The following is a 22031-nucleotide window of genomic DNA, read 5'->3' on the forward strand; positions in this document are numbered from 1 at the left end:
TAGCCAGACTGATAGAGGATAAGTTTTTTGCGTTTCCTCTAATGGCTGCGCCGCCGCATACTGCGCCCATTCGCAGGGCGCACTGGGCGCACTGCCTGTATTGAGGATAGCGATTGTGTTTTCTACCTACCTGCAAGGCTTCCTGCTGGGCGCGGCGATGATTCTGCCGCTCGGCCCGCAGAATGCCTTTGTGCTCTATCAGGGCGTCCGTCGCCAGTACCACTTGATGATCGCCGCGCTCTGCACCCTAAGCGATGTGCTGCTGATCTGTGGTGGGGTGTTTGGCGGCAGCGCGCTGCTCAGCACCTCGCCGCTGCTGCTGGCACTGGTGACCTGGGGCGGCGTGGCCTTCCTGCTCTGGTATGGCTTCGGCGCGCTGCGCCGGACGGTACAGCCGGGTGAGGAGGCCGCGCTCGAGGCAGGCGTGAGCCAGACCCGCTGGCGGATCGTGCTGACGCTGCTGGCGGTCACTTGGCTCAACCCGCACGTCTATCTGGATACCTTTGTGGTGCTCGGCAGTCTGGGCGGGCAGTTCGCGTCCGAAGGCCGCCGCTGGTTTGCGCTCGGGGCCGCCTGCGCCTCGCTGCTGTGGTTCTTCGGTCTGGCGCTGCTGGCGGCGTGGCTGGCACCGGTGCTGCGTACGCCGCGTGCCCAACGCATCATCAATGCGCTGGTAGGGGTGGTGATGTGGGGCATCGCCTTCCAGCTGGCGAGCCAGGCGCTGCACTGATTCGAAATAATCCTATAGGTGGGGCGGTTGACCGCACGTTATGCTAGCTTTGATGCGTGACACTCTATTTTTATCGGACAATGGCCAGCAGTAATGGGTAAACAATTGAAAAGCCTGTTGCCGCCGGGCAGGGGTTAACACTAAATAGGGCGGAAGGGACACTATCCCGGCGTATACCGCAACCTTAAGGAGAGACCGTGAAGTTAAAGGCATTGGCTTTGGCCGCAATCATGGGCGTAGGCAGCGCGGCGACTGCCGCACAGGCCGCAGAACTGCCGGAAGGGCCGCACGTGGTGACGTCCGGCACGGCTAGCGTGGACGCTACCCCAGACATCGCCACCCTGGCGATTGACGTGAACGTGTCGGCGAAAGAGGCGGCATCGGCCAAGCAGCAGGCGGACGCCCGTGTGGCGGAGTACTTCGCCTTCCTGCAAAAGAATGGCATCGACAAAAAAGACATTAACGCCGCCAACCTGCGCACCCAGCCGGAGTATAACTACCTGAAAGATGGTCGCTCGGAGCTAAAAGGCTACCGCGCCTCGCGTCAGGTACAGGTGACGCTGCGCCAGCTCGACAAGCTAAACGATCTGTTGGATGGCGCGCTGAAGTCGGGCCTGAATGAGATCCGCGCCGTGGAGTTGGGGGTGGCGAACCCGGACACCTACCGCGATCAGGCGCGCCAGAAGGCGATTGATAACGCGACCCAGCAGGCGGGCGCGCTGGCAGCGGGCTTCAAGGCTAAACTGGGGCCGGTCTACAGCATCCGTTACCATGTCGCCAACTACCAGCCGATGCCGGTAATGCGCATGTTCAAAACGGCGGAGTCCGCCCCGCAAGGTGACGCGGCGCAAACCTATGAGCAGCAGACTATCCACTTTGACGATCAGGTCGATGTGGTGTTTGAGCTACAACGCCCACAGTAATCTTCCCGCACGGCCGGCAGGCCGTGCTTAATCCTGCCGCAGTACCTGATGGCCGTAGGCGATCAGCGCATCCGTCACTTTCCGCATCATGCGGCTCTCCGGCGCGAAACGGTGCCAGAACAGCATCCGCCGCTGGAACAGGCCGGGCGTCAGGTCAATCAGTTCGCCGCTCTCCAGTTCACGCTCAATTTGCAGGTGTGGGATCATGCAACAGGTGGTGCCTTGGCGTGCCAGCTGCACAAAGGCTTCCGAGGAGTTCACGATATGGCAGGGAACGCTGCCGGGTGACAGGTCGAAATTCTGCTGCAAAAACGCCTGATGCATGTCATCCAAGTGATCGAAGGCTACCGCTGGCGCTTTCAGCAGCGCGCTGCGGGTGACGCCGTTCGGGAAGTAGCGCTCAGCAAACCCCTTTGAGGCGACGAACAGGTAGTCGAGCGCCCCCAGTTGGTCAACCAGACAACTCGGCAGCGGCTGGGGCTGGATACTCACCGCGCCCACCACCTCACCACGCCGCAGCCGCTCCTGAGTGCGGGTCTCATCTTCCACCTGGAGATTGAGGCGAATTGGCGAGTCGGCCAGCACCGGCTTCAGCGCTGGCAGCAGCCAGGTCGCCAGACTGTCGGCGTTGACCGCCAGCGACAGCAGCAGCGGCGAGTCACTGCCGGTGTCGTTGCCCAGCCACTCCTCTTCCAGCAGCTCCACCTGATGCAGCAGCGCCAGCAGCTTCTGCCCCTGCTCGGTGGGGCGGGGCGGCACAGTGCGCACCAGCAGCGGCTGGCCGAACAGGTTTTCGAGTTGTTTGATGCGTTGGGATACTGCCGATTGTGTGATGCAAAGTTTCTGTGCCGCGCGCTCAAAACCGCGCTCACGGATCACCGCGTCCAGTGCTTGCAACGTTCGGTAGTCTGGGCGTTTCATCGACCTTCTATCCCCTGAAAAAAGTGTATCCCTGCACTATGCCACAGTTTTTGCCGTTGCGCGGCGGCAAAATCATGCGCGCGCGGCGGCATGGCGTGCGGATCTGTGATCGTCGGCGGCGGATTACGCGCCCTTTTCCACGGCGCTTGCTCTATAATACGCACACGTTTTCGCAGCAAGAGCAGTGAATTTACCATGACTCAGGATGAACTGAAAAAAGCGGTTGGCTGGGCGGCCCTGGACTACGTGACGCCGGGCACGGTGGTCGGTGTCGGCACCGGATCGACCGCCGCGCACTTTATCGATGCGCTTGGCTCCATCAAACACCAGATCGAGGGCGCGGTCTCCAGCTCCGACGCCTCCACCGCCCGGCTCAAGAGCCTCGGCATCCCGGTGTTCGACAGCAACGAGGTGGACGTACTCGACGTCTATGTGGATGGCGCGGATGAGATCAACGGCCAGATGCAGATGATCAAGGGCGGCGGCGCGGCACTGACGCGTGAGAAGATCATCGCCGCGATGGCGCGCAAGTTCGTCTGTATCGTGGACGCCTCCAAACAGGTCGATGTGCTGGGCCACTTCCCGCTGCCGGTGGAGGTGATCCCAATGGCGCGCGCCTACGTGGCCCGCGAGCTGGTGAAGCTGGGCGGCCTGCCGGAGTACCGTCAGGGCGTGGTGACCGACAACGGCAATATCATCCTGGATGTACGCAGCCTCACCATCCTTGACCCGGTGGCGCTGGAGAACACCATCAACGGCATTCCGGGCGTGGTGACGGTTGGGCTGTTCGCCAACCGCGGCGCGGATGTGGCGCTGATCGGTACGCCAGAGGGTGTCCGCACCGTAAAATAAGTTTTCGCTATTGTGGCGGCGGCGCGTCACTCAGCCCAACCGGGCTGCTGGGGCGCGTCGCCGGAATGCCACTCCCGCGTCTCACCTCGCGCCATAACCCGGCCTTATGACCGGACATATTTTCCCCGCTGAAATATCTTTTCTTCAGGCCCCCAAATTTGGTGACATCTGTCACAAGCCGCGCCCGGAATTCTGTAACATTCTGGCTGCCTACGCTTCGCCAGCATTTTTCGCCAGAATCTACTGCCGCCGATAAGCCTTGTGCTGCTCTGCCCGCAATCGTTTGTATTGCCGCCCGCTGAATATTTGTTATGTTGGAGCGGAGCTGTTATGCAACAGCCGTTTCTGAAGTCTGAACTATAGGGTCGGGTTATGGCAAAAGTATCACTGGAGAAAGACAGAATTAAGTTTCTGTTAGTAGAAGGGGTCCATCAGAGCACCATCGAAAGCCTGCGTGCTGCCGGATACACCAACATTGAGTACCATAAGGGTGCGCTGGACACTGAGGCGCTGAAAGCCTCGATCCGCGATGCGCACTTTGTCGGCATCCGATCGCGCACCCAGCTGACTGAAGAGGTGTTCGCCGCCGCAGAGAAGCTGATCGCCGTGGGCTGCTTCTGTATCGGCACCAACCAGGTTGACCTGAAGGCGGCCACCAAGCGCGGTATCCCGGTCTTCAACGCGCCTTTCTCCAATACCCGATCCGTCGCCGAAATGGTGATCGGCGAACTGCTGCTGATGCTGCGCGGCATCCCGGCGGCCAACGCCAAGGCCCACCGCGGCATCTGGAACAAGCTGGCAGTCGGCTCCTTTGAGGCGCGCGGCAAACGCCTCGGCATCATTGGCTACGGCCACATCGGTATGCAGCTTGGCGTGCTGGCTGAAGGGCTGGGGATGCACGTCTACTTCTACGACATCGAGAACAAGCTGCCGCTCGGCAATGCCCAGCAGGTGCGCCACCTCTCGGAGCTGCTCAACATGAGCGACGTGGTCTCGCTGCATGTGCCGGAAACCCCCTCCACGCAAGAGATGATGGGTGCGGAAGAGTTTAAGCTGATGAAGCCGGGCGCGATCCTGATCAACGCCTCGCGCGGCACGGTGGTCGATATCCCGGCCCTGTGCGACGCCCTTGCCAGCAAACACCTGTCGGGTGCGGCCATCGACGTCTTCCCGATCGAGCCAGCCACCAACAGCGACCCGTTCATCTCGCCGCTGTGCGAGTTCGACAACGTGATCCTGACGCCGCACATCGGCGGCTCCACCCAGGAAGCGCAGGAGAACATCGGCTCGGAAGTGGCCGGCAAGCTGAGCAAGTACTCTGACAATGGCTCCACGCTCTCAGCCGTCAACTTCCCGGAAGTGTCGCTGCCGGCGCATGGCATCAACGCCAGCCGTTTGCTGCACATCCACGAAAACCGCCCCGGCGTGCTGACGCGCATCAACCAGATCTTCGCGGAGCAGGGCATCAACATTGCGGCCCAGTACCTGCAAACCAGCCCGGAGATTGGCTACGTGGTGATCGACGTGGAGAGTGAAGGCGTGGAGACCGCGCTGCAACTGATGAAAGAGATCCCGGGCACCATCCGTACCCGCCTGCTGTACTGATTGGCTCTCTCTTTACGACGGGCGCCTTAGGGCACCCGTTTTCGTTGCTACCATTGCCAGTGTTTGGCGGGGGTGAGGATCTCTGGCAGCGGCACGTCCCAGACTTCCGCCGGAATGGCCGCCACCTGTTGGCACTCATGCGCCAGACCAATGGGGTAGGGGCCGTGCGCCTGCCACGTCGCCAGCGTACGGTCGTAGAAACCGCCGCCCATGCCGAGCCGCTGGCCGCTGTCGTCAAAGGCCACCAAAGGGGTGAGAATGACATCGAGTTGTTGCAGCGGCAGAAGGTGGCGTACGTCCAGCGGCGGCTCCAGAATGCCAAGGCGGTTGGCGGCCAGCGCCGTCTGCGGCGCATAATCCAGGAACAGCAGATGCCCCGGCGAGAAGGGGTGCAGCACCGGCAGTACCACCCGTTTGCCCAGCGACCACAGCGCCTCAATGGTGGGGCGGGTCGGCAGTTCGCCATCAAAGGAGAGAAACACCGCCACGCTCTGCGCCGATACAATGCGCGGATGGCTTATCACCCGTTCGGCCACCTGTTGGCCCGCCAGGCGTTGCTGATCGGCGCTCAGGGCGCGACGTCGTTGCCGCACTTCAGTGCGCAGTTGTTGGCGTAATACAGGGATGGAGAGCGCGCTGTCGTCTGCGAATTTCATAAGAAACGTGAAACGATTGGGCTAACAGTGACAGGGTAAATCGCTGCCAGATAAAGAAGGGAATCTCCGAGATGCCGCCGCAGGCTGTAACCCTTGAACCCTTGGTTCAAGGTGAACGTAGCGTCGTAACCTTAAGGCTTCTCGGACGAACCGAGCATGCTCACGGGCAACGGAGCGCCACATTCTTGTGGTATGAAATATCGGCTCAGGGGACTGGCCCGCTGACAAACATCTCAGAGAAATTTTTAACTCGCTGCTGACTTTACTGGCCTAACCAAGAGAAATCAACTGCTTAAGTGATCATTTTTTCGAATTAACCTGGTTGGCTCATTCGAAGGGCGCGCCCTGACGTTCAGAGATACGACCCTGCTCCAGCAACGCCTGTTCGATGGTCTGTTGCAGCATCCGGATGCGTTGTTCCATATTGGCGGCATAGTCACGGGTTTTCAAGCGCTCTTGCGCCAGTTCGTGACAAACGTTCAGTGCCGCGATGAAAACTAGTTGTTCCGTATTTGTGACTCTAGTGCGAACTTTAAGATCTTGCAACCGTTGGTTCAGATCTTCTGCAGCCAGATTCAATGCATCCTGTTGCTCTGGCGGGCAGTTCACCCGTAATGAACGGCCAAAAATTTGAATGTCTACCGGTTGTGCAGCCATGCCACCTTCCTGCTCAATTTCTGCGTCCGCTTACCGCACCGGTCAAAGCGGGCGCCACTATATATACCTCAATACCAAGATACAACCCCCTTTTCTTCAGGGGGTTCCCCATGCTAGAGAGCTTACTCTACTAAGCTGTCAGGGAGAATCAACCCTTAACCGGGCATTTGCGAATCTGGTACAGCGACGGATCTTGGTGGTAGCATACCATGAACTTATCCTGCCAACGATGACCAATACGTATGTCGATAAATAATAGCTACCCCACCTATGACACCATTAATCAGGCGCTGCGCCAGCAGGCCGTCGCCCTGACGGCCGCCGAGATGCACGGCCTGATCAGCGGCCTGCTGTGTGGCGGCAACCACGATGCCAGCTGGCAGACGCTGGTACATGATCTGACCAACGAGGGCATCGCCTTCCCGCAGGCGCTGAGCGCGCCATTGCAGGCGCTGCATCAGGCGACCCGCGAGTCGCTGGAGGATGACGGCTTCCAGTTCCAGATGCTGATGCCAGATGATGACGCCAGCGTGTTTGACCGCGCCGACGCACTGGCCGGCTGGGTCAACCACTTCCTGCTGGGCCTAGGCATGGTGCAGCCGAAGCTCAACCAGGTGAAGGATGAAGTGGGCGAGGCGATCGATGACCTGCGCAACATCGCCCAGCTTGGCTACGATGAGGATGAGGACCAAGAGGAGCTGGAGCAGTCGCTGGAGGAGGTGGTGGAGTACGTGCGCGTCGCGGCGATCCTCTGCCACTCTGAGTTTGGCCAGCAAGGCCCGACCGCGCCGGAAGTGCGCAAGCCGACGCTGCACTAAGCGGCGGGCAGTGCGCCGTTAACAGACTTTCAGGAGAAGGTAATGACCCAACAGGAGTATCAGAACCGCCGCCAGGCGCTTTTGGCGAAAATGGCGCCAGCCAGTGCGGCCCTCATTTTTGCTGCCCCGGAAGCTGTTCGCAGCGCCGACAGCGACTACCCGTACCGTCAGGACAGCGACTTCTGGTATCTCACCGGCTTCAACGAGCCGGAAGCGGTACTGATCCTGATCAAAAGCGACGAGACGCACAACCACAGCGTGCTGTTCAACCGGGTGCGCGACCTGACGGCTGAGATCTGGTTTGGCCGTCGGCTTGGGCAGGAGGCGGCCCCCGCCCGGCTCGGGGTGGATCGCGCCTTGCCATTCCCGGAGATTGGCGATCAGCTGCACCTGCTGCTCAACGGGCTGGACGTGGTCTACCACGCGCAGGGGCAGCACGCCTATGCCGATGCCATTGTGTTCGGCGCACTGGAAAAATTACGCAAGGGCGCACGCCAGAACCTGACCGCCCCCGCCACCCTGACGGACTGGCGGCCGTGGCTGCATGAGATGCGCCTGTTCAAGTCCGCCGAGGAGCTGGAGATCATGCGCCGCGCTGGCCAGATCACCGCGCAGGCCCACACGCGGGCGATGCAGCAGTGCCGTCCCGGCATGTTCGAATACCAGCTGGAGGCGGAGATCCACCACGAGTTCACCCGCCATGGCGCGCGTTACCCCTCCTACAACACCATCGTCGGCAGCGGCGACAACGCCTGCATCCTGCACTACACCGAAAATGAGAGCGAGATGCAGGCGGGCGATTTGGTACTGATTGACGCGGGCTGTGAGCTACAGGGCTACGCTGGCGACATCACCCGCACCTTCCCGGTCAATGGCCGCTTCAGCTCGGCGCAACGCGCCATCTATGATCTGGTGCTGGCTGCCGAGTACCGCGCGCTGGCACTGTTCCGCCCCGGCACCAGCATCCGTGACGTCACTGAGCAGGTGGTACGGGTGATGATCGAGGGGCTGGTGGCGCTCGGCATCCTGCAGGGCGAAACTGACCAGCTGCTGGCGGAGCAGGCGCACCGCCCCTTCTTTATGCATGGCCTGTCGCACTGGCTGGGGCTGGACGTGCATGACGTCGGCCACTACGGCGTCGATCGTGACCGGGTGCTGGAGCCGGGCATGGTGCTGACCGTCGAGCCGGGGCTGTACATCGCGCCGGATGCCGACGTGCCAGCCGAGTACCGCGGCATCGGCGTGCGCATTGAGGATGACATCCTGATCACCGAGGAGGGCAATGAGATCCTCACCGGCGGCGTGGTGAAAGAGGCGGATGAGATTGAGGCATTGATGGCGGCGGCACGGCAATGAGCATCATTATTGTAGGCGGCGGCATGGTCGGGGCCACGCTGGCACTGGCGGTGTCGGCGCTGAGCGGCGGCAGCCTACCGGTAGATCTGATCGAGGCGATGCGCCCCGAGGATCGCCGCCACCCCGGTTTTGACTCCCGGGCGCTGGCGTTGGCGCAGGGCACCTGCCAGCAGCTGGCGCGCATCGGCATCTGGCCGGCGCTGCGTGACCTCGCCACCCCGATTACCCACGTCCACGTCAGCGATCGCGGCCATGCCGGGTTTGTGAACCTGCACGCCCGCGATTTCAATGTCACCGAGCTGGGCAACGTGCTGGAGCTGCATGACGCCGGCCGGCGGCTGTTTGACCTGCTGCGCAAAGCACCCGGCGTGCGGCTGCACTGCCCGGCGAAGGTGGTGGAGGTGACCCGCAGCGCCGACCACGCCAGCGTTACGCTGGAGAGCGGCGAGACGCTGACCGCCAGCCTGCTGGTGGCGGCGGATGGTTCCCACTCGGCGCTGGCGAAAGCCTGTGGCGTGGAGTGGCAGGTGAGCGACTACCCGCAGGTGGCGGCCATCGCCAACGTCACCACCGCGCTGTCGCACCAAGGGCGCGCCTTTGAGCGCTTTACCGAGCACGGGCCGCTGGCACTGCTGCCGATGTCGCAGGGGCGCAGTTCGCTGGTGTGGTGCCACCCGCGTGACCAGCAGGCGGCGGTGCGCGGCTGGGATGACGCCGAGTTCAGCGCGCGCCTGCAACAGGCGTTTGGCTGGCGGCTCGGCAAGATCCTCCAGGTCGGCAAGCGCGACTGCTACCCGCTGCAACTGCGCGCCGCCCACAGCCACATCAGCCACCGGCTGGCGCTGGCTGGCAACGCCGCCCAGACGCTGCACCCGATTGCCGGGCAGGGCTTCAACCTCGGCCTGCGTGACGTGATGACGCTGGCGGAGACGTTGGCCGACGCCGCCGCGCGTGGGCAAGATCCCGGCAGTTGGGCGGTGCTGAGTGCCTATCAGGCGCGCCGCCAGCCAGACCAGCAGGCCACCGTCGGTGTGACGGATGGCCTGATTCACCTTTTCGCCAACCGTTATGCGCCACTCGCCGTGGGGCGTAACCTCGGCCTGATGGCAATGGAACAGACCCCACTGCTGCGTGACGCCTTTGCCCGCCGTACCCTGGGATGGGTGGCGCGCTGAGGCCAACAGGAAACTAATTATGCAATCTTTTGATGTGGTCATCGCCGGTGGCGGCATGGTCGGGCTGGCGCTGGCATGTGGCCTGCACGGCACCGGCCTGCGCATTGCGGTACTGGAGCACCGGGCGGCGGAGCCTTCGCCGCTACCGGCACAGCACTCGGTGCGCGTCTCGGCAATCAACGCCGCCAGCGAGCGCCTGCTGCGGCATATCGGCGTCTGGGATGAGATCGTGGCGCGCCGCGCCAGCCCCTACGCCGGTATGGAAGTGTGGGATCGCGACAGCTTCGGCAGCATCGCCTTCCGCGCTGACGACTACGGCCACGCCCATCTGGGTCACATCATCGAGAACCCGGTGATCCAGCAGGCGCTGTGGCAGCGCGCCGCCAGCCTGCCGGAAGTGACACTGATGGCCCCGGCGCAGCTTAAAAGCGTGGCGTGGGGCGAGAATGAGGCGTTCATCAACCTGGAGGATGGCCGGATGCTGACCGCCCGGCTGGTGGTCGGCGCGGACGGTGCCAACTCCTGGCTGCGCCGCCACGCTGATATCCCGCTCACCTTCTGGGACTACGGCCACAGCGCGCTGGTCGCCACCATCCGCACCTCCGAGCCGCACCACGGCGTGGCGCGGCAGGTGTTCCACGGCGACGGCATTCTGGCCTTCCTGCCGTTCTCCGATCCACACCTCTGCTCCATCGTCTGGTCGGTGCCGCCGGCGGAGGCGACCCGGCTGATTGAGCTGGATGAGGCGGCGTTCAACCGCGAGCTGGCGCTGCATTTCGACATGCGCCTCGGCCTCTGCCAGCTGGAGAGCGAGCGCCAAAGCTTCGCGCTGACCGGCCGCTACGCCCGCAGCTTTGCCGGTCACCGGCTGGCGCTGGTGGGTGATGCCGCCCACACCGTCCACCCACTGGCCGGGCAGGGCGTCAACCTCGGCTTTATGGACGCCGCTGAGCTGGCCGCGGAGATCCGCCGCCTGCAACATGAGGGCAAGGATTTCGGCCAGCACCTCTACCTCAAGCGCTATGAGCGCCGCCGCAAGCACAGCGCCGCGCTGATGCTGGCGGGGATGCAGGGTTTCCGCGACCTGTTCGCTGGTCAGAACCCGGCGAAAAAACTGTTGCGCGACATCGGCCTGACGCTGGCGGACAGCCTGCCGGGCGTCAAGCCGCGTCTGGTACGTCAGGCGATGGGCCTCAACGATCTGCCTGACTGGCTTAACCCGCCAGCCTGACCCTCGGGGCGGCGCTCTACCGCCCCTTTCTCCTCTCCCTCCGTCATGCCCCAAAACAGGGCAGGCCCGCGCTCGTTTGAATTATTCTAATTCCACTCACTGTTTCGCATTACTTATTATTATCCGAAGCGCTTTTCGGGCACGGCGGGTTTTCCCAGCGCTGGCCGCTTTTGTTACATAATCTCGTATATTGTCTGTGCTTATTGTTAATTATGTGCCACGGGGCGCAGTTTTTTAGCGGAATCTGCTACAGACTTTGGTCACACCCTTCTGGTGCCAACGCGGCAAGGCCTATTTCAGCTTATGGAAAGGCGTTGGGAACGGTGATAACTTCACCAAAAGGTTAACGTTTGCGTCGCTATACTTGCCCAGTGGATGGCGTAAAAAACCACCACTGGTAGACGCAAACCTCGGAGAGGGAAACATGGCGAAGCAGACCCCGTTGTATGAGCAACACCTCGCGTGCGGCGCGCGCATGGTGGACTTTCATGGCTGGATGATGCCGTTGCACTACGGCTCGCAGCTGGAGGAGCACCACGCGGTACGCCATGACGCTGGCATGTTTGACGTCTCCCACATGACGATTGTCGATCTCACGGGCGCGCGCGTGCGCGACTTCCTGCGCTATCTGCTGGCCAATGACGTTGGCCGCCTGACCCCGCCGGGCAAGGCGCTCTACAGCGCCATGCTGAACGCCTCCGGCGGCGTCATTGATGACCTGATTGTCTACTTTCTGGCGGAGGATCACTTCCGGCTGGTGGTCAACTCCGCGACCCGGGAGAAGGATCTGGCGTGGATCAGTCGCCACGGCCAGGAGTATGGCATCACGCTCACCGAGCGTGACGATCTGGCGCTGATCGCGGTGCAGGGGCCGCAAGCGCAGGAGCGCGCCGCCACCCTGCTGAGCGCGGAGCAGCGTCAGGCGGTGGCGGGCATGAAACCCTTCTTCAGCGTGCAGGCGGGTGACCTGTTCATTGCCACCACCGGCTACACCGGCGAGGCGGGCTATGAGATCGCCCTACCGAACGCGCAGGCGGCAGAATTCTGGCAGCGCCTGCTGGCGGCGGGCATCAAGCCAGCTGGCCTTGGCGCGCGTGACACCCTGCGGCTGGAGGCGGGCATGAACCTCTACGGGCAGGAGATGGATGAGGGCGTCTCGCCGCTGGCGGCCAACATGGGCTGGACCATCGCGTGGCAGCCGGAGGATCGTGATTTCATTGGCCGCGAGGCGCTGACGCACCAGCGTGAGCAGGGCGGCGAACAGTTGGTCGGGCTGATGATGACCGAGAAGGGCGTATTGCGTGGCGGCCAGACCGTCTGCTTCACCGATGCTGCTGGCAGCCCGCAGCAGGGAGTGATCACCAGCGGCAGCTTCTCGCCCACGCTGGGCTTCAGCATCGCGCTGGCGCGGGTGCCAGCCGGTATCGGCGAGCAGGCCATTGTGGAGATCCGCAACCGCGAAATGCCGGTACGGGTGACAAAACCTGTCTTTGTGCGCGCCGGCAAGCCGGTCGCCCAGTGACGGATAACAAAGAGAGAGGGTGGCGATGAGCAATGTACCAACAGAACTGAAATACGCCGCATCCCATGAGTGGGTGCGTGACGAAGGCAATGGCATCTACTGCATCGGCATCACCGAGCACGCGCAGGGGCTGCTGGGTGACATGGTGTTCATTGACCTGCCGGCCGTGGGCCGCCAGTTACAGGCCAATGAAGAGTGTGCGGTGGCGGAGTCAGTGAAGGCCGCCTCGGACATCTACGCGCCGATTGCCGGTGAGATTGTCGAAGTGAACGAAGAGTTGAATGACTCGCCAGAGCTGATCAACGAGCAGCCCTATGCCGCAGGTTGGATCTGCAAAATCAAGGCCGCCGATGACGCTGGCCTGGAGAACCTGCTGGACGCCGCTGGCTATCAGGCCAGCATCGCCGAGTGATCCCCACGGCCCGGCCACGCGCCGGGCTGCTGCGCCACCCCCCAGACCCCCATGCATGACTTCAGGAATCTGTAGCAATGACCCAGACGCTTAGCCAACTTGAACACCGTGACGCCTTTGTTGAACGCCATATCGGCCCGGACGCGCGCCAGCAGCAGCAGATGCTCGACGCCGTGGGCGCGGCCTCGTTGGAGGCGCTGATCCAGCAGATCGTACCGGCCGACATCCAGCTGCCGGGGCCGCCAGCGGTGGGCGAATCGGCGACCGAGCATCAGGCGCTGGCAGAGCTGAAAGCGATCGCCGCCCGCAACCAGCGCCACCGCAGCTACATTGGCATGGGCTACAGCGCGGTGCTGACGCCGCCGGTGATCCTGCGCAACATGCTAGAGAATCCCGGCTGGTACACCGCCTACACCCCCTACCAGCCTGAGGTGTCGCAGGGGCGGCTGGAGGCGCTGCTCAACTTCCAGCAGCTGTCGCAGGATCTGGCCGGGCTGGATCTCGCCTCCGCCTCGTTGCTGGATGAGGCAACCGCCGCCGCCGAGGCGATGGCAATGGCCAAGCGCGTCAGCAAGCTGAAGCAGGCCAACCGTTTCTTTATCGCCGAGGATATCCACCCGCAGACGCTGGACGTGGTGCGCACCCGCGCCGCGACCTTTGGCTTTGAGCTGATCATCGACCGCGCCGAGCGGGCGCTGGAGCATGAGGGGGTGTTCGGCGTGCTGCTGCAACAGGTCGGCACCACCGGCGAGCTGCATGACTACGGCGCACTGCTGACGGCGCTGAAAGCGCGCGGCGTCATCAGCGCGGTGGCGGCGGACATCATGGCACTGGTGCTGTTGACCGCGCCGGGCAGCCAGGGGGCGGACATCGTGTTTGGCTCCGCCCAGCGCTTTGGCGTGCCGATGGGCTACGGCGGCCCGCACGCCGCCTTCTTCACCTGCCGCGATGAGTTCAAGCGCGCGATGCCGGGGCGCATCATCGGCGTCTCGCGTGACGCGGCGGGCAACACCGCGCTGCGCATGGCGATGCAGACCCGTGAGCAGCATATCCGCCGTGAGAAGGCCAACTCCAACATCTGCACCTCGCAGGTGCTGCTGGCGAACATCGCCAGCCTCTACGCGGTGTACCACGGGCCGGAGGGGCTGAAGCGCATCGCCACGCGCATCCACCGCCTGACCGACATCCTCGCCGCTGGCCTGCGGCAGGGTGGCCTGACGCTGCGCCACACCCGCTGGTTTGACACCCTGACCGTCGAGGTGCCGGACAAGGCGGCGGTGTTGGCGCGCGCACTCAGCTTCGGCATCAACCTGCGCACCGACATCCACGGCGCGGTCGGCATCACGCTGGATGAGGCCACCACCGGCGAGGAGGTGCTGGCGCTGTTCGCGGTGCTGCTGGGCGAGGGGCATGGGCTGGAGATTGAGGCGCTTGATCGGGCGGTCGCGCTGGAGAGCACCTCGATCCCTGAGGCGCTGCGCCGCCAGACGCCGATCCTCACCCATCCGGTGTTCAACCGCTACCACAGCGAAACTGAGATGATGCGCTACATGCACCGGCTGGAGAAGCGCGATCTGGCGCTCAATCAGGCGATGATCCCGCTCGGCTCCTGCACTATGAAGCTGAACGCCGCCGCCGAGATGATCCCGATCACCTGGCCGGAGTTCGCCGATCTGCACCCCTTCTGCCCGCCGGAGCAGGCCGCTGGCTACCAGCAGATGATTGGCCAGCTCTCCCAGTGGCTGGCGCAGCTCACCGGCTATGACGCCATCTGTATGCAGCCGAACTCTGGCGCGCAGGGCGAATATGCCGGGCTATTGGCGATCCGCCACTACCATGAGAGCCGCCAGCAGGGCCACCGCACCCTCTGCCTGATCCCCAGCTCCGCCCACGGCACTAACCCGGCGTCAGCGCAGATGGCGGGCATGGAGGTGGTGGTGGTGGCCTGCGACAAGCGCGGCAACATCGACCTGAATGACCTGCGCGAGAAGGCGGCGCAGGCGGACGATCGCCTCTCCTGCATCATGGTGACCTACCCCTCGACCCACGGCGTCTATGAGGAGACCATCCGCGAGGTGTGCCAGATCGTCCACCAGTATGGCGGGCAGGTCTACCTCGACGGCGCGAACATGAACGCCCAGGTGGGCATCACCACGCCGGGCTACATTGGCGCGGATGTCTCGCACCTCAACCTGCACAAAACCTTCTGCATCCCGCACGGTGGCGGCGGGCCGGGCATGGGGCCGATTGGCGTGAAGGCGCACCTGGCACCGTTCGTGCCCGGCCATAGCGTGGTGGCGATTGATGGCGTGCTGACGCAGAACGGGGCGGTCTCCGCCGCGCCGTTTGGTAGTGCCTCCATCCTGCCGATCAGTTGGATGTATATCCGCATGATGGGCGCGGAGGGGTTGAAGCGCGCCAGCCAGGTGGCGATCCTGAGCGCCAACTACATCGCGACGCGCCTCCAGGGGGCCTTCCCGGTGCTCTACACCGGCCACGACGGCCGGGTGGCGCACGAGTGCATCCTCGATATCCGCCCGCTGAAAGAGCAGACCGGCATCAGCGAGATGGATATCGCCAAGCGCCTGATTGATTACGGTTTCCATGCGCCAACCATGTCCTTCCCGGTGGCGGGCACCCTAATGGTGGAGCCGACCGAGTCCGAGGGCAAGGCCGAGCTGGATCGCTTTATCGAGGCGATGCTGGCGATCCGCGCCGAGATTGGCCGCGTGGCAGCCGGTGAGTGGCCGCAGGATGACAACCCGCTGGTCAATGCGCCGCACACCCAAGCGGAGCTGCTGGTGGAGTGGCAACACCCCTACAGCCGCGAGCGGGCGGTGTTCCCGAGCGCCGCCACGCAGGAGAACAAGTACTGGCCAGCAGTGAAGCGTCTGGATGATGTCTACGGCGACCGCAACCTGTTCTGCGCCTGTGTGCCGGTCAGCGACTACCAATAAGCAACAGGAAACCCTACGCTGTAAAGGCCCGGAAAACCGGGCCTTTTTTATGGAGGTAAAAGATGGAGCGAGTGGCATTGGTGACCGGCGGTAGCCGGGGCATTGGGCGCGCCACGGCGCGGTTGCTGGCGCAGGAGGGCTACCGGGTGGCGATCAACTACCGGCAGGATCACGCGGCAGCGGAGGCACTGGTGGCGGAGATTGTGGCAGCCGGTGGGACGGCGCAGGCGTTTGCCGCCGACATCGCCGAGGAGGCGCAGGTCATGGCGCTGTTCGCGGCGGTGGATGCGGCCTTCGGCCCGCTGACGGCGCTGGTGAACAACGCGGGCATCCTGTTCCAGCAGGCGCGGATTGAGGCGCTGGACGCCACGCGCATCAACCGCGTGCTGGCCACCAACGTCACTGGCGCGTTCCTCTGCTGCCGTGAGGCGGTGAAGCGCATGGCGCTGCGCCACGGCGGGCGCGGTGGGGCGATCGTCAATGTCTCGTCGGCGGCGGCGCGGCTGGGCGCGCCGGGTGAGTACGTGGACTACGCCGCCTCCAAGGGGGCGCTGGACACCCTGACCACCGGTCTGTCACTGGAGGTGGCGGCGGAAGGCATCCGCGTCAACGGCGTGCGCCCCGGTTTTATCTACACCGAGATGCATGCTGACGGCGGCGAGCCGGGTCGGGTTGACCGCGTCAAGGCGCAGTTGCCGATGCGGCGCGGCGGCCAGCCGGAGGAGGTGGCGGCCGCCATCAGTTGGCTGCTCTCTGACGCCGCCTCCTACGTGACCGGCAGTTTCCTCGAACTGGCTGGCGGCAAGTAGCAGTATTGGGCAGATGCCTGAAAATGTGCCGGTTGTGGGCGGTTAATCCTGTTCATCTGCCTGATGCGCCACGTGGCGGCGCTTGCCTATACTGCGCCGTCCGCCGGAGGCCCGGCGGCGATTTGCTATGCTGAAAGCGTAGCGCATGAGCGGGCCTGCCCACTGCCACCCCCGGCAACCGGCAGGCGCAACCGGGCAGGCCATCCCTGCCCAGAGACAGGATGTGGAGGGAAGGGCAGAGATGAAAATCGTCATTGCACCAGATTCTTATAAAGAGAGCCTGAGCGCGCTGGAGGTGGCCAACCAGATTGAGGCGGGCTTCCGCGAAGTGTTCCCGCAGGCCGAGTATGTGAAGCTGCCGGTCGCCGACGGCGGCGAAGGCACGGTGGAGGCGATGGTGGCCGCCACCCACGGGCGCGTCGTCAAGGTCAAGGTCACCGGCCCGCTGGATAAGGAGATTGAGGCGTTCTACGGCCTCTCCGGTGACGGCGACACCGCCTTTATCGAGATGGCGGCCGCCAGCGGCCTGGAGCAGGTGCCCGCCAAACAGCGCAACCCGCTGCACACTACCAGTTATGGCACCGGCGAGCTGATCCGCCACGCGCTGGAGCAGGGCGTGCGCCACATCATCATCGGCATCGGCGGCAGCGCCACCAATGATGGCGGCGCGGGCATGGTGCAGGCGCTGGGCGCGAAGCTGCTGGATAGCGATGGCCAGCCCATCGTGCGCGGCGCGGCCGGGCTGGCGGATCTGGATCGCATCGACGTGGGCGAGCTGGATGAGCGGCTGAAGGCGTGCCGCATTGAGGTGGCCTGCGACGTCACCAACCCGCTGACCGGCGACAAGGGGGCCTCGGCGGTATTCGGCCCGCAGAAGGGCGCGACGCCGGAGATGGTGAAGCAACTCGATGGCTATCTGGCGCACTACGCGCAGCTTATCCAGCGCGACCTTCAGGTGGAGGTCGATCAGGTGCCGGGCGCGGGCGCGGCCGGTGGCATGGGTGCCGGCTTGCTGGCTTTTTGTGGCGCGGATCTGCGCCGGGGCATTGAGATTGTCACCGAGGCGCTGGGGCTGGAGGCGCTGGTCAAGGATGCCGATCTGGTGATCACGGGCGAGGGGCGCATCGACAGCCAGACCATCCACGGCAAGGTGCCGATTGGCGTGGCGCAGGTGGCGAAGCGCCACGATAAACCGGTGATCGCCATCGCTGGCAGCCTGACCGCCGATGTCGGCGTGGTGCATGAGCATGGATTGGATGCGGTATTCAGCGTGCTCTACACCATCTGTAGCCTCGACGAGGCGCTGGAGAACGCTGGCGACAACGTGCGCATGACGGCGCGCAACGTCGCCGCCACCCTGAAACTGGCGCGCGGCCTGCACTGATTCCCTTTTCTGACGCCTGCTGCCCTGGCAGGCGTCACCTTCCTGAAAAATTACACTCCCTTGTCCTGATTGCGGATTGACCGCGCCACGCCCGCCTGTGCTGTTTTCCCTGCTTGCTGCGCCTACGGGCCTGCCGATATGTTAAATCTCGATCTTTTTATTAACCGGTTTACCTAGCGTCGCTGCGCGATTTTTGCTCTTTTGGTAGGGGCGCTACAGACAAAAACGGTCATTTCCACAGAAACGGTCAGTAACGGTCAGCGGGACGGGTGGGGAAATGTGACCGTTTGCAAATTTGCCTCTGCTGGCGAGACGCCAAAAGGGGCGTTATCTGCGCGCCATGCCTCAGATCAGTTATTTAACATTTCATTAGCTTTCTCTTTTTTGTGCGAAATATCACAGCCGGTCGCGGACGCCCGATTCGCACCGGCGGCTTTGACCGTCGGCGCAAAACCATTCCGGTTAAGCCCGTATCTTAAAAAACATCAGGAAGGAGAAGACCATGCTGCCTGCAGAACGCCATCGCTTTATCGCCGACCTCCTCAGCCAACGGGGGCGGGTATTAGTTCATGAAGTGGCCGCGCTGTGCCAAATCTCACTGGAGACCGCACGTCGCGACCTGACGCTGCTGGAGAGAAAGGGCGTGCTGTTGCGCAGCCACGGCGGCGCAATCTACTTAGACAGCCCAGGGCCGGAGAAGCGCACCCTGCCGGCGCAGATTGAGCAGGGGGAGTCATTCCGCCAGCGCAGCAACGAGTCGCCGGAGGCCAAAACGCGCATCGCCAAGCGGGCGCTGGAGTTTATCTCGCCGGGTGACTGCCTGCTGCTGGACAGCAGCTCCACCAGCTGGTTCCTGGCCCGGCAGTTGCCGGACATCGAGCTGGTGGTGCTGACCAACTCGCTGCACATCATCCAGACGCTGGCGGTGAAAGCTAATGTGCGCACCATCGGCCTCGGCGGCGAGTACTCCGCCAAGTATGAGGATTTTATCGGCGTGCTGGCGGAGCAGATGCTCAAGGAGTTCGTCATTAACAAGATGTTCTTCTCCTGCCACGGCCTCAGCCTGGAGGGGGGGATCCGCGAGAGCAACGAGCACCATGCGCGGCTGAAACAGCAGATGCTGCTGGCCGCCGAGCGCAAGTTCCTGCTGGTGGACGCCAGCAAGATAGGCCGCCGCTCCTTTGCCCGCATCTGCCACTACCGCGAGATCGATACGCTGATCACCGACCGGCTGGTGGATGAGGAGTTCCGGCAGGAGCTGGCCTGGAACAACGTCAACGTGGTGGAGGCCGCGCCCGCCAACCGGCGGCGCGGCGAGCCGTAGGGGTGTGCGTCAAACACCAGACCGTCTGTGCCCATAACCGTTTGTCCCAATAACCCTCTGACCAATAACCGTCTGTTCAATAACAACAAGTGGCGTGGAGCCACCCTGAAGGAGAGAACACCATGAAGAGATCTGTACTGGCCTGCCTGTTCGCCACGGCGCTGCTCTCTGTGTCAGCGCATGGCGCGGAGAAGCTCCGCATGGGCGTGGTGGTCAAGATTGGCGGCATCCCGTGGTTCAACGCGATGGAGGCCGGCATCAAGAGCGAGGCCGCCAAGCGTGGCATCGACGCCTGGCAGGTTGGCCCGACCGCCGCCGACCCGGCGTTGCAGGTGCGGGCGATTGAGGATCTGATCGCGCAGAAGGTGGATGTGATCGGCGTGGTGCCGAACGACGCCAAGGTGCTGGAGCCGGTGCTGAAGCGCGCGCAGGCGGCGGGCATCAAGGTGATTGTGCATGAGTCGCCGGGGCAGCAGTACGCCGACTGGGACTTCGAACTGGTGGACGCCAAGGTGCACGGCATCAACCACATGAAGGCGCTGGCCGCCTGCATGAAGGAGCAGGGCAAGTATGCGGTCTACGTCGGCAGCCTGACGGTGCCGCTGCACAATTTGTGGGCCGACTCGGCCATCAGCTACCAGAAAGAGCACTACCCGAACATGCAGATGGTGGCCGACAAGTTCGGCGTGGCGGAGTCGCTGGATGAGACGCTGCGCACCACCAACGACCTGATGGCCAAGTACCCCGACCTGAAGGGCATCGTCGCCTTCGGCTCGCAGGGGCCAATTGGCGCGGGTCGCGCGGTGATGAACCGTGGCAAGACCAATGACATCTGCGTCATCGGCCCGTTCAGCCCCGGCCAAGGTGCGTCGCTGGTCAACCGCGGCGCCATCAAGGGCGGCTACATCTGGAACCCGATGGTGGCCGGTGAGGTATTTGTCCGGCTGGCGGACATGATGCAGAAGGGCGAGAAGATCACCGACGGCATGACCATTGAGGGCATGGGCCAGGTGAAGGTCGATGAGGCCACCCACACCATCCTGGGCAACGAAACCGAAAGCCTGGATAAGACCAACCTGCCGAAACTGGTGAAAATGGGGCTGTAACCATGGCGATCTCCGAGACACTCCCAACCGCAACGCCCGCCGCGCCCACCGTCGGCCAGCCGCTGATCGACGTGCAGCACCTGTCGATGACCTTCGGCGGCCAACGGGCGCTGGATGAGATCTCCCTGACCCTGATGCAGGGCGAGGTGCACTGTCTGGCCGGCACCAACGGCTGCGGCAAAAGCACGCTGATCAAGGTGATCTCGGGGGTCTACCAGCCGGATGCCGGCTGCCGCATCACCCTGAATGGCGAAACCTTCCGCCGGCTGACGCCGGATCAGGCCCGCGCCTTCGGCATTCAGGTGATCTACCAGGATCTGTCGCTGTTCCCCAACCTGACGGTGGCGGAGAACATCGCCTTTGAGCACAACCTGCATGGCCTGCTGGGCTGGTTCCGGCCCGGCAAGCTGCGCGCCACGGCGCAACGCATTCTTGAGGAGCTGAACTTTACCCTCGATCTTGACAGCAAGGTGTCGGAGCTGCCCATTGCCCAGCGCCAGCAGGTAGCCATTTGCCGCGCGCTGGTGGCCGACGCCCGGTTGGTGATCATGGATGAACCGACCGCCTCGCTGACCCGCACCGAGGTCAACCAACTGCTGCGCACCGTGCACTACCTGAAGGGGCGCGGCATCAGCGTGGTGTTCGTCAGCCACCGGCTGGATGAGGTGCTGGAGATCTCCGACCGCGTGACGGTGATCCGCGACGGCAAAAAGGTCGGCACCTTCCCGGCCAGCGAGGTGAGCAGCGCCCGCCTGACGGAGCTGATGACCGGCCTGACCCTCGACTACCGCCTGAAGGCGGCCAACCGCCACAACCCGCGCGTGATGCTGGAGGTGGACAACCTCAGCCGCCCCGGCCAGTACCATGACGTCAGCTTCAAACTCTATCAGGGCGAGGTGCTGGGGCTGTGCGGCCTGCTCGGCTCCGGCCGCACCGAGCTGGCGCTCAGCCTGTTCGGCATGACCCGGCCGGAGAGCGGCAAGATCTACCTCGACAGCAAGCCGGTGCGCTTCCGCAGCCATGAGGACGCCATCAAGGCCGGCATCGGCTACGTCTCGGAGGATCGCCTGACGCTCGGGCTGGTGTTGCAGCAGTCGGTGGCCGATAACACGGTGCTGGCGATCCTCGACCAGCTGCGCGGCCGCTTCCACCTGATTGATGAGTACCGCAAGAACAAGCTGATCATGCAGTGGATCGAGCGGCTCGGCGTCAAGGTGAATGACCCGGAGCAGGCGATCTCGACGCTCTCCGGCGGCAACCAGCAGAAGATCGTGCTGGCGAAGTGGGTGCTGACCCAACCCAAGATTTTGATCCTCGACTCGCCCACCGTCGGCGTGGATGTCGGCGCCAAGGCCAGCATCTACCAGCTGATCCACCAGCTGGCCGACGAGGGGATCTCGGTGCTGCTGATCTCCGACGAGGTGCCGGAGGTCTACTTCAATTGCGACCGGGTGCTGCACTTCAGCGAAGGCAGCGTCATCGGCGAATACCTGCCACACGGCATCAGCCAGCAACAACTCGCGGAGGCGGTCAATGCTTGACATCAACTCACACCTGCCGAAGGGCGTCCCGGCCCGCCGCGTCGGGCCACAC

General features: G+C 63.5%; 19 protein-coding genes and 1 other RNA gene. 16 read left to right on the forward strand and 4 right to left on the reverse strand.

Annotated elements, in window-relative coordinates:
- Positions 1-115 precede the first annotated feature (115 nt).
- Both argO and ACK3SD_RS03050 read left to right on the forward strand, forming a co-directional pair.
- On the forward strand, positions 116-730 hold the full coding sequence (gene argO / locus ACK3SD_RS03045; protein ID WP_481126720.1) for an arginine exporter ArgO: 615 nt from the start codon (positions 116-118) through the stop codon (positions 728-730).
- 197 nt (positions 731-927) lie between these two features.
- On the forward strand, positions 928-1653 hold the full coding sequence (locus tag ACK3SD_RS03050) for an oxidative stress defense protein (RefSeq protein WP_137762203.1): 726 nt from the start codon (positions 928-930) through the stop codon (positions 1651-1653).
- A 27-nt stretch (positions 1654-1680) separates the two neighbouring features.
- Here the strand turns inward: ACK3SD_RS03050 and ACK3SD_RS03055 are convergent, their stop codons facing one another.
- Complete coding sequence (locus ACK3SD_RS03055) at positions 1681-2574, reverse strand: LysR family transcriptional regulator ArgP (RefSeq protein WP_137762204.1); 894 nt, start codon at positions 2572-2574, stop codon at positions 1681-1683.
- A gap of 195 nt (positions 2575-2769) precedes the next feature.
- Between ACK3SD_RS03055 and rpiA the strand changes: the two genes are divergently transcribed.
- Together rpiA and serA are read left to right on the forward strand one after the other, a co-directional pair.
- Complete coding sequence (gene rpiA / locus ACK3SD_RS03060) at positions 2770-3426, forward strand: ribose-5-phosphate isomerase RpiA (protein ID WP_481126721.1); 657 nt, start codon at positions 2770-2772, stop codon at positions 3424-3426.
- Between the two features lie 372 nt (positions 3427-3798).
- Positions 3799-5031 (forward strand): phosphoglycerate dehydrogenase, encoded by a 1233-nt coding sequence (gene serA, locus ACK3SD_RS03065; RefSeq protein WP_481126722.1) that lies wholly within the window; start codon positions 3799-3801, stop codon positions 5029-5031.
- A 47-nt stretch (positions 5032-5078) separates the two neighbouring features.
- Here the strand turns inward: serA and ACK3SD_RS03070 are convergent, their stop codons facing one another.
- The 3 genes from ACK3SD_RS03070 to zapA all read right to left on the reverse strand — a co-directional run bounded on the left by ACK3SD_RS03070 (position 5079) and on the right by zapA (position 6344).
- On the reverse strand, positions 5079-5687 hold the full coding sequence (locus ACK3SD_RS03070) for a 5-formyltetrahydrofolate cyclo-ligase (RefSeq protein WP_481126723.1): 609 nt from the start codon (positions 5685-5687) through the stop codon (positions 5079-5081).
- 59 nt (positions 5688-5746) lie between these two features.
- Positions 5747-5930: non-coding RNA, 6S RNA (gene ssrS / locus ACK3SD_RS03075), on the reverse strand.
- Between the two features lie 84 nt (positions 5931-6014).
- Positions 6015-6344 (reverse strand): cell division protein ZapA, encoded by a 330-nt coding sequence (gene zapA, locus ACK3SD_RS03080; RefSeq protein WP_072932761.1) that lies wholly within the window; start codon positions 6342-6344, stop codon positions 6015-6017.
- A 242-nt stretch (positions 6345-6586) separates the two neighbouring features.
- Here zapA and ACK3SD_RS03085 point away from each other — a divergent pair, with 242 nt between their 5' ends.
- From ACK3SD_RS03085 to ACK3SD_RS03140, 12 genes are all read left to right on the forward strand, one after another.
- Positions 6587-7162 carry a YecA/YgfB family protein gene (locus tag ACK3SD_RS03085; protein WP_481126724.1) on the forward strand — a complete coding sequence of 192 codons (576 nt, stop codon included), beginning with the start codon at positions 6587-6589 and terminating at the stop codon, positions 7160-7162.
- Between the two features lie 42 nt (positions 7163-7204).
- A complete protein-coding gene (gene pepP, locus ACK3SD_RS03090; RefSeq protein WP_481126725.1) occupies positions 7205-8518 on the forward strand; it encodes a Xaa-Pro aminopeptidase in 1314 nt (437 codons plus the stop codon).
- Positions 8515-9693: a 2-octaprenyl-6-methoxyphenyl hydroxylase gene (gene ubiH / locus ACK3SD_RS03095; RefSeq protein ID WP_481126726.1), complete on the forward strand. Its 1179-nt coding sequence runs from the start codon at positions 8515-8517 to the stop codon at positions 9691-9693. The genes pepP and ubiH overlap by 4 nt, the downstream gene beginning before the upstream one ends.
- A gap of 19 nt (positions 9694-9712) precedes the next feature.
- The gene (gene ubiI, locus ACK3SD_RS03100) at positions 9713-10924 is read left to right on the forward strand and encodes an FAD-dependent 2-octaprenylphenol hydroxylase (protein ID WP_481126727.1); all 1212 of its coding nucleotides are present in this window, start codon (positions 9713-9715) and stop codon (positions 10922-10924) included.
- Positions 10925-11348: 424 nt separating this feature from the next.
- A complete protein-coding gene (gcvT, locus tag ACK3SD_RS03105) occupies positions 11349-12446 on the forward strand; it encodes a glycine cleavage system aminomethyltransferase GcvT (protein WP_481126728.1) in 1098 nt (365 codons plus the stop codon).
- A 25-nt stretch (positions 12447-12471) separates the two neighbouring features.
- Entirely contained in the window at positions 12472-12858 is a 387-nt protein-coding gene (gene gcvH / locus ACK3SD_RS03110) for a glycine cleavage system protein GcvH (RefSeq protein ID WP_137762213.1), read from the forward strand.
- A gap of 77 nt (positions 12859-12935) precedes the next feature.
- On the forward strand, positions 12936-15815 hold the full coding sequence (gcvP, locus tag ACK3SD_RS03115; RefSeq protein WP_481126729.1) for an aminomethyl-transferring glycine dehydrogenase: 2880 nt from the start codon (positions 12936-12938) through the stop codon (positions 15813-15815).
- Positions 15816-15877: 62 nt separating this feature from the next.
- Positions 15878-16624: an SDR family oxidoreductase gene (locus tag ACK3SD_RS03120; RefSeq protein WP_481126730.1), complete on the forward strand. Its 747-nt coding sequence runs from the start codon at positions 15878-15880 to the stop codon at positions 16622-16624.
- 241 nt (positions 16625-16865) lie between these two features.
- Positions 16866-18008: a glycerate kinase gene (locus tag ACK3SD_RS03125; protein WP_481126731.1), complete on the forward strand. Its 1143-nt coding sequence runs from the start codon at positions 16866-16868 to the stop codon at positions 18006-18008.
- A 502-nt stretch (positions 18009-18510) separates the two neighbouring features.
- Positions 18511-19332, forward strand: a complete 822-nt coding sequence (locus ACK3SD_RS03130; RefSeq protein WP_137762217.1) for a DeoR/GlpR family DNA-binding transcription regulator — start codon at positions 18511-18513, stop codon at positions 19330-19332.
- 122 nt (positions 19333-19454) lie between these two features.
- Positions 19455-20438, forward strand: a complete 984-nt coding sequence (locus ACK3SD_RS03135; RefSeq protein ID WP_481126732.1) for a substrate-binding domain-containing protein — start codon at positions 19455-19457, stop codon at positions 20436-20438.
- 2 nt (positions 20439-20440) lie between these two features.
- Complete coding sequence (locus tag ACK3SD_RS03140; RefSeq protein WP_481126733.1) at positions 20441-21979, forward strand: sugar ABC transporter ATP-binding protein; 1539 nt, start codon at positions 20441-20443, stop codon at positions 21977-21979.
- Positions 21980-22031 lie beyond the last annotated feature (52 nt).

Source organism: Chimaeribacter sp. YP20170169, assembly GCF_056739715.1.